The sequence below is a fragment of the Sphingomonas bacterium genome (assembly GCF_028289855.1).
In the GTDB taxonomy this organism is placed as follows: domain Bacteria; phylum Pseudomonadota; class Alphaproteobacteria; order Sphingomonadales; family Sphingomonadaceae; genus Sphingomonas.
Genome location: NZ_JAQGKZ010000052.1, coordinates 1 through 7,662, shown reverse-complemented (window position 1 = coordinate 7,662; position 7,662 = coordinate 1). Strand labels below are relative to the sequence as shown.

Annotated in this window: 11 protein-coding genes; 5 read left to right on the top strand and 6 right to left on the bottom strand. The window is 66.1% G+C overall.

Annotation, left to right across the window (positions count from 1 at the left end; genetic code table 11):
* Together JWM94_RS04775 and JWM94_RS04770 are read right to left on the bottom strand one after the other, a co-directional pair.
* On the bottom strand, window positions 1-220 hold a 220-nt coding region (locus tag JWM94_RS04775), incomplete at its 3' end, for a hypothetical protein (protein ID WP_299422514.1).
* Between the two features lie 291 nt (window positions 221-511).
* A complete protein-coding gene (locus JWM94_RS04770) occupies window positions 512-895 on the bottom strand; it encodes a glycine zipper 2TM domain-containing protein (protein ID WP_299422465.1) in 384 nt (127 codons plus the stop codon).
* A 161-nt stretch (window positions 896-1,056) separates the two neighbouring features.
* Between JWM94_RS04770 and JWM94_RS04765 the strand changes: the two genes are divergently transcribed.
* Window positions 1,057-2,055: an esterase-like activity of phytase family protein gene (locus JWM94_RS04765; RefSeq protein ID WP_299422460.1), complete on the top strand. Its 999-nt coding sequence runs from the start codon at window positions 1,057-1,059 to the stop codon at window positions 2,053-2,055.
* A 168-nt stretch (window positions 2,056-2,223) separates the two neighbouring features.
* On the opposite strand, the gene rpmB is transcribed toward JWM94_RS04765, so the two are convergent.
* The gene (gene rpmB / locus JWM94_RS04760; protein WP_299422456.1) at window positions 2,224-2,523 is read right to left on the bottom strand and encodes a 50S ribosomal protein L28; all 300 of its coding nucleotides are present in this window, start codon (window positions 2,521-2,523) and stop codon (window positions 2,224-2,226) included.
* Window positions 2,524-2,694: 171 nt separating this feature from the next.
* On the opposite strand from rpmB, the gene JWM94_RS04755 reads away from it, so the two are divergent.
* Both JWM94_RS04755 and JWM94_RS04750 read left to right on the top strand, forming a co-directional pair.
* Window positions 2,695-2,943: a hypothetical protein gene (locus JWM94_RS04755; RefSeq protein ID WP_299422454.1), complete on the top strand. Its 249-nt coding sequence runs from the start codon at window positions 2,695-2,697 to the stop codon at window positions 2,941-2,943.
* Between the two features lie 23 nt (window positions 2,944-2,966).
* Entirely contained in the window at window positions 2,967-3,395 is a 429-nt protein-coding gene (locus JWM94_RS04750; protein ID WP_299422452.1) for a nucleoside deaminase, read from the top strand.
* 2 nt (window positions 3,396-3,397) lie between these two features.
* Here the strand turns inward: JWM94_RS04750 and JWM94_RS04745 are convergent, their stop codons facing one another.
* Complete coding sequence (locus JWM94_RS04745) at window positions 3,398-3,940, bottom strand: hypothetical protein (RefSeq protein WP_299422449.1); 543 nt, start codon at window positions 3,938-3,940, stop codon at window positions 3,398-3,400.
* A gap of 90 nt (window positions 3,941-4,030) precedes the next feature.
* Here JWM94_RS04745 and JWM94_RS04740 point away from each other — a divergent pair, with 90 nt between their 5' ends.
* Both JWM94_RS04740 and JWM94_RS04735 read left to right on the top strand, forming a co-directional pair.
* On the top strand, window positions 4,031-5,350 hold the full coding sequence (locus JWM94_RS04740) for a hemolysin family protein (protein ID WP_299422446.1): 1,320 nt from the start codon (window positions 4,031-4,033) through the stop codon (window positions 5,348-5,350).
* The gene (locus JWM94_RS04735; RefSeq protein WP_299422444.1) at window positions 5,350-5,799 is read left to right on the top strand and encodes a hypothetical protein; all 450 of its coding nucleotides are present in this window, start codon (window positions 5,350-5,352) and stop codon (window positions 5,797-5,799) included. Before JWM94_RS04740 ends, JWM94_RS04735 begins: the two co-directional genes overlap by 1 nt.
* Here JWM94_RS04735 and JWM94_RS04730 read toward each other — a convergent pair.
* Both JWM94_RS04730 and JWM94_RS04725 read right to left on the bottom strand, forming a co-directional pair.
* Window positions 5,796-6,485: a hypothetical protein gene (locus tag JWM94_RS04730; protein ID WP_299422441.1), complete on the bottom strand. Its 690-nt coding sequence runs from the start codon at window positions 6,483-6,485 to the stop codon at window positions 5,796-5,798. The genes JWM94_RS04735 and JWM94_RS04730 overlap by 4 nt on opposite strands.
* A 70-nt stretch (window positions 6,486-6,555) precedes the next feature.
* Window positions 6,556-7,662, bottom strand: a 1,107-nt coding sequence (locus JWM94_RS04725; RefSeq protein WP_299422439.1) for a YfbK domain-containing protein, incomplete at its 5' end; no start/stop codon positions are given.

Genomic DNA, 7,662 nt, shown 5'->3' with positions numbered 1-7,662 from the left:
GATGACCGACGATTGTCTGTAGCTCACGATCCACCACCACCGCCAAAAGCGTGTTGAAGCGACCTGTCCCTATCAGGATTTGATCGAACCGATTGAGGGCATCACGATAGACGTAGTGAACGTCATTTATGCTCGGCACGCCAAGAGTATCAAGGTCGAGGTCATCAACGTATGGCCAGATGTCAGCCTTGGGATCAGCGTCAGAAGTCACATTCTGCATCGGCGCCGCGAAGCATGCTTCGAACTCTTGCGTGGACAGAATGCGCGATGAACTCATTCCGGAAGGAATACAGCACACAGCGAACTTCCACTACTGGGTCGAAAGCAGTCCCACGCGCCGCCGGCAAAGCCGTCGGCCGGATCGGGCCTACGGCCCGTCCGCCGGCCGTGCTCGGCGCTTGCGCACCTGCGCATAACAAGAGACCGGCCCCCTTTCGGGGACCGGCCTCCGCCCTCAAACGCTACGCGAGGGACTATCTCTCCCGGTTAAGCTACGCGGGAGAAACTCTGGTTAGCGGCGGCAGTATCCAGGCTGCCCCGACTTCGCGACTTCACGGCCGGCCAACGCACCACCCGCACCGCCGATCACGGTGCCGAGCAAGCGGTCGCCGCGCCCGGCGATGACGTTGCCGAGCAGGCCACCGGCGATCGCGCCGATGATCGTGCCGCGCTCGGTCTTGCACTCGCGCGGGGTGCGATAGTTGCTGCGATAACGCTGGTCGTACCCGCGATAGGTGCGGGAATTGTCGTAGCGGCTGTCGTAACCGTCGCGATTATAGCCCTGGTTATACGCGTCACGGTACGCGCGGCTCTGCGCCATGGCGGGCGCGGCGGGAACGATCGCGGTGGCGGTCATCACGAGCGCGGCACCGGCGAGGCTCAGTTTCTTCAACATGGGTCGTCTCCTTGTCCGTCTCTCAATTCACCCGAGGGCCGGTTGCCCTCGATGAAAACGTTTTGCCCGAGTCGGCTTGAGTGGATGCTGAATGCGTCCGTTATCCGCCGTTCAGCGAACGGCCCTCGCCAGCGGAGCCCGCGCCGCTATGAGGGGCGGCGATGCGGCCCAAGCGACTTGCCCTGATGACATTGCTCACGCTGGCGACAAGCTGGAGCGGGCCCGAGCGGCGGCCGGTGCTGGGCGATCGTCCGGATGTCGAGGCGGCTCGCGTGCCGCTCGACCCAGCCAATCCCGCACGAGTGCGGAGCGGCGCGCTGACCTATCTGGGCGGGGTAGCGCTTTCGAGCAGCGACGGCGCGTTCGGCGGGTTTTCGTCGATGAGCGTCGCGGGAGATCGCTTCACGCTGCTGAGCGACGGCGGCAACATCGTGCGGTTCCGGATGGATGGCGGGTTCCGCGTGAGCGAGCCATGGTTCGGCGACCTTCCCGCCGGGCCCGGGCTCGGCTGGGACAAGAGCGACCGCGACAGCGAGTCGATGGCGGTGGATCCGGCAAGCGGGCAAGTGTGGGTCGGGTTCGAGCGTGCCAACCAGATCTGGCGATACGCGCCCGGTCTGACTGCGCCCGCCGCAAGTGCCGCGCCCCCCGCGATGGCGGGATGGATGGACAATGGCGGTGCCGAATCGCTGGCGCGGCTGCGCGACGGACGTTTCCTGGTGATTGCCGAGACCGACCGGCGGCATGGCGGCGCGGCGCGCAACGCGCTGATCTTTTCGGGCGACCCGGTCGCGCATCCGGACAGCGGCTTTCGCTTCGGTTATCTGCCACCCGCCGGTTACGACCCGAGCGACGCGGCAGAATTGCCCGACGGGCGCGTGCTGGTAATCAACCGCAAGCTGGCCATGCCCTTTGCCTGGAGCGCCGTGCTGACGCTGATCGATCCGCGCGGGTTCAAGCCCGGCGCGATCGTGGCGGGGCGCGAGATCGCACGCTTTGCCGCGCCGCTGACGGTCGATAATTTCGAAGGGCTCGCGGTGACTCGCGAGGGCGGTGCGACGATCCTGTGGATGGTCAGCGACGACAATCTGTTCGTGCTGCAGCGCACGCTGCTGATGAAGTTCCGATTGGAACTCGCCACTATCCCCCCGTCACCCTGAACTCGTTTCAGGGCCCATGCGAGCGCTATCCGCCGGCGCGACAACCTTGGCGCGCGGCAAGCATGGATGCTGAAACAAGTTCAGCATGACGGCAAATAGGGAGAACGCGAAAAGCCCGCCCTCCCGATCCGGGAAGGCGGGCTTTTCGAGCAGCAGCCGAATCGGCGTTTACGCCGCGGCGGCGGGTGCGCTCAGCTTCTTCTTGACGTCGCGCTTCAGGCGGCGCGCGCGCAGCGACAAATCGTCGTCGCTGGTCTTGACCAGCCAATTGTCGAGACCGCCGACATGTTCGACCGAGCGCAGCCCGTGCGTCGACACGCGCAGCTTGACGCTGGTGCCCAGCGCGTCCGACATCAGCGTCACGTTCTGCAGATTGGGCAGGAACGTCCGCTTGGTCTTGTTGTTGGCGTGGGAAACGTTGTTACCCACCAGCCGGCCCTTGCCGGTCAGCTCGCAAATGCGCGACATGGTCAAAATCCTGAGTTTCGGGCAGGCGAACCTGACCCCGGAAAGGGGGCGCGGATAGCGGCATCGCCGCGCCGGGTCAACAGATTCGGGAGATTCGGGCTTTACCGCGCAACCGCACGCGCCGACTAACGTTTATTACGAGAACGATTCGATTTTAACGGGAGAGAAGACATGCGGTTCCTGCTCGCGCTGATCGGCCTTGCGGCCGTGGTCCTGATCATCCTGCTGGCGACCGGCATGGTGAAGCTCAACGGCACTGCCGGCACGCTGCCGACGGTCAAGGTCGAAGGCGGCAAGGCGCCCGAGGTCACCGTCAACACCGCCACGGTGACGACGGGGACCAAGACGGTCGAGGTACCAACCGTCACCATCAACAAGCCCGGCGAGCCGGCACCGGCCAATTCGGCGGCGCCGCAATAAGCGGGTTTTCGCTGCCCCAGCCGATGCGCGCCGCGCTCGACGCGGCCGCCACCGCCGCCGCCGAGGGGGAAGTCCCCGTCGGGGCGGTGGTGGTGCTCGACGGGCGGATCATCGCGACCGCCGCCAATACGCCGCGGTCGCGGCACGACCCGACCGCGCATGCCGAAATGCTGGCGATTCGCGGCGCGGCCGCGGCGATCGGCGGCGACCGGCTAAGCGATTGCGACCTGTGGGTGACGTTAGAGCCCTGCGCGATGTGCGCCGGCGCGATCGCCCATGCCCGGATCGCGCGACTCTATTACGGCGCGAGCGATCCGAAAGGCGGCGCGGTCGAACACGGCCCGCGGTTGTTCGCGCAGCCGACGGTGCATCACCGGCCGGAAGTGTATGGCGGGATCGGCGAGGGCGAGGCGGCGGCGCTGCTCCGCGACTTCTTCGCGAGCCGACGGTGACGCTATTCGATCTGGCCGGTTGGCGACATACAGGGCACATGCAAATTCGGGTCAGGGTTCTCGCGCCATTTCAACAGGAAATCCCACGCATGTTTCTGATGCGGGTGCGCCAACCATCCGAGCCACTCGCGCTGACTGCGATAGGTGAAGATCAATTCGTCGACCGAAGGAGGAATGAGAAGCAGCCGATCCTTGATCAGACCTACCCATAAATCGGCAGGAACTGGATCGCCTTGGTCAAGCATGAAGCTCAGGACCTTCTCGTTGGCGGTATAGTAACCGACGAACATGGTGTGAAAGATGCCCGCTTCCGGCCCCGGATGGTGGCGGTTCAGCCATTCACGCAACGCTGGGATTTCGATACCGATCGTGCCGTAAAGCATAAACCCCCAAGACTGTCGCTGCGCATGCGGGGCGAAAAACGGAATGATGTCGCCGGCAGGCAAGGTCCAATATTTCGGAGCGCCCTTTACGAAACGCCGCTCACCAAACCCCTCTTCCCGGAACGCCGAATCGATCGTGGCGCGGAACTGTTTGATGTCCATACGTCCACTGTCCATCGAAGCGCGACGCTGTACAACTCCTGGTCGTTGGTTGCGCCCCGCGCCGCCGCCCGTATAGGCTGACCCCGCATCATGGCACCCTATCCCTGGATCGACGTCGTCATCATCCTCGTGCTCGTCGCGATCAACGGCGTGTTCGCGATGAGCGAGCTGTCGATCGCCTCGTCGCGCAAGGCCCGACTGGAGGCGATGGCGCGGACCGGGAGCAAGGGTGCGCGCGCCGCGCTCGACCTCGCCGCCGATCCCGGCAAGTTCCTGTCGACCGCGCAGGTCGGCATCACGCTGATCGCGGTGCTGTCGGGCGCCTATTCGGGCGAGGCGCTCGGCGGGCCGACCGCGCTTCGCCTCCAGGCGTGGTTCGGGCTGGGCGCGGAAACCGCGAGCACCGCGGGGTTCGTACTGGTGATCGGCGTCACCACGTTCGTCTCGCTGATCGTCGGCGAACTGGTGCCCAAGCAATTCGCGTTGCGTTCGCCCGAGCCGATCGCGGCGGTGGTCGCGATCCCGATGGTGTGGCTGTCGAGGATCGCCGCGCCGATCGTCTGGCTGCTCGATTCGACCAGCAAATTGCTGTTCTGGGCGATCGGGATGAGCCGCGAGAGTGAGGACCAGGTCACCGCCGAGGAACTCCACCTGATCGTCGCCGAAGCATCGAAATCCGGCGTGATCGAGGAGCATGAGCGCTCGATCATCTCGGGCGTGGTGCGGTTGGCGGACCGCCCGGTGCGCGAGGTGATGACGCCGCGGACCGAGGTCGACTGGCTCGACATCGGGCTCGACGAGGCGGGCATCCGCGAGAAACTGGTCAATTCGACACACACTCGCATGCCCGTCGCCGAAGGATCGGTCGATGCGGTGGTCGGCGTGGTCCAGGCGCGCGACATCGTCGCAGCGGCGATCCGCGGCGACAAGCTCGATCTCAAGGTGTTGATGCGCGCCGCGCCCGTCGTGATCGACCAACTCGACGCGATGGACGCACTGGTCCGATTGCGCCGCGCCGAAGTGCCGATGGCGTTGATCCACGACGAATACGGGCATTTCGAAGGAATCGTGACGCCAGCCGACCTGCTCGCCGCGATCGCGGGCGATTTCGCGTCGGACGGCGACCCGCACGAAGCGCCCGACTTCGTCCACCGCGACGATGGCAGCTATCTGGTCGCGGGATCGGCGTCGGCCGATTCGCTCGCCGAAAAGCTCGACCTCGATCTGCCCGACGACCGCGACTACGCGACCGCGGCGGGGTTTGCGCTGGCCGCGTTCCGGCGGTTGCCTGCCGAGGGCGAGAGCGTAACCGAGCAGGGCTGGGTGTTCGAGGTGGTCGATCTCGACGGACGCCGGATCGACAAATTGTTGGTGACTCGATCGACGCGGGGCGAACGCGGCGAGGGCTGATGCCGTTCGAAGCGCATACCAGCCGGGCGCGCGTCGCCATCCAATTGGGCGCCGCCTTGATGTTTGTCGCGATCGGCGCGGCGATGGTCTGGAACCTCGGCGTGCCCGGCGGGTGGCTGGCGATCGCCGGGTTCGGGCTGTGGTTCGTGATCCTGCTGCCCGGCCTGTTCCGCCTCCGGCTCGAACTGCGTGTCGACGCCAACGGCATCTGGTGGCGGCGCTGGTCCGACCAGACGATCCTGTGGAGTGCGATCCGCCGGATGCATGTGCTCGATGTCGAGAATACGCGGTCGATCACGCTCTATCTGGCCGATTCCGCGGCATCGCCATCGATGCGGCGCAGGGCGGGGTTCGGCGATTTGGCGATCAAGCTCAACGGCACCGACCGGAACTTCGACGAACTCGTCGCCGCGGTGCGCCGCTTCGCACCGCCGTCGCTCGCCTTCTAGCCGAGCTTGCCGAATTCCGCTTCGTAGGCGGCGGTGTCGCCGCTCGCGAGGAGCTTCGCCTGGTCGATCCAGCGGTCGCGCGCCATGCGGCCGGTGAACACGCCAAGCCGCGCGTCGAGGTCGCCCGCTTCGCTTTCCGTCAGCGCCGCGACCTGATCGACGCGGGTGATGCCGCGCTCGGCGAGCATCGCCGCGACCTTGGGGCCGAGGCCTTTGATCGTCGTGAGCGAGAGTGCGCCGGCCAATTCGGGCGCCACCGCCGGTTCGGGCGGAACGGGCGCGGGCGGCGGCGTTTCCGCGACCGGTTCCGGTTCCGGTTCCGGTTCAGGCGTGGGCGCAGGCTTCGGCGTGGGAGCTGGTTTGGGAGCGGGCGCAGGCTTCGGCGCGGGCACTGGTTTTGGCGCAGGGGATGGTTTCGGCGCGACTTCCGCCACCGGCGCCTTCACCGGCAGGTCGGCGTCGGGTTCCTTCGCCACCGGCTCCGGACCGGTCTCCGCCGCGACGGCGTCTTCCTCCTCGGGCAGCGGGACGCCCGCTTCCTCGGCGCGCTCCTCGGCGGCTTCCTCGGCGCGGTGGCGCTGGTGGGCGAGGCGGCGGCCATAGATCATGCCCGCGACCACCAGCGCCGCAACCGCGCCCAACAGGATCAGCAAAGCCAGGATCAAGCCGTTCGATTGTGGCGTCATGTCGCGGTCCCCAAAAGCATATCGCCCGCCTTCCTATGCGGAGGGCGGGCGATTTGCCAGTGAGGTAAGATCAGTCGATGACGGGGCCGCGTCCGCCCGCCATGCCGGTCAGCCGGACGAACTCCTGCCGCCAATAGCCGTTGGGCGATCCGGCGAGACGCGCGATGTCGGCATAGCGATACCCGCCGAGATATTTGTCGCCGCGCAGTTTCTGCCCGAACGCCGCGACCGCAGTCACGAACGCCATGTCGCCGGTCGGGTACGCCGCAGTGCGCAGCAGCGTCGATGACACCGGGCGGTTGATCAGCCGCGATGGCCCGCCTTCGGGCAGCTTGTAGCGCAGCTTGACGAAGCACAGTTCGTTGGCCCCGACCGGCACCGGGCGGCGACCCTGCGCGTTGGCCGGATAGCGCCGGTCGGGCAGCCACCCTGCGCCGTTCGCCGGGACGACCTCGTACAGCGCGGTCACTTGATGCCCCGCGCCCATGTCGCCGGCATCGACCGCGTCGTTGTTGAAGTCTTCTTCGGCGAGCGCGCGGTTTTCGTAGCCGATCAGGCGGTATTCCTTGACCGCCGCCGGGTTGAATTCGACCTGGACCTTCACGTCCTTGGCTATCGTCACCATCGTGGCCGATAGTTCGTCGTCGAGCACCTTCTCGGCCTCGCGCTCGCTGTCGATATAGGCGTAATTGCCGTTCCCGACGTCGGCGATCTTCTCCATCATCGCTTCGTTGTAATTGCCCTCGCCGAAGCCGAGCGTGGTCAGCGTGATGCCGTCGTCGCGCTGCGCCTTGACCATTTCCTCCAGCGTCTTGTTGTCGCTGACCCCGACGTTGAAATCGCCGTCGGTTGCCAGGAAGATACGGTTGATCCCGCCCGGCATGTAATTGGCGCGCGCGGTGTCGTAGGCGAGCTTGATCCCCGCCCCACCAGCGGTCGATCCGCCCGCCTGAAGGCAATCGAGCGCGGCCTTGACGTAGCGCTTGTCGGATGTCGGCTCGAGCACGATCCCGGCATTGCCGGCATAGACCACGATCGACACGCGGTCGTCGGGACGTAGCCGTTCGGCGAGCGTCGTCAGCGCCGACTTCACCAGCGGCAGTTTATCTTGCGAGTTCATCGATCCCGACACATCGACCAGAAACACCAGGTTCGCGCGGGGGCGTTCGTTGGTCGC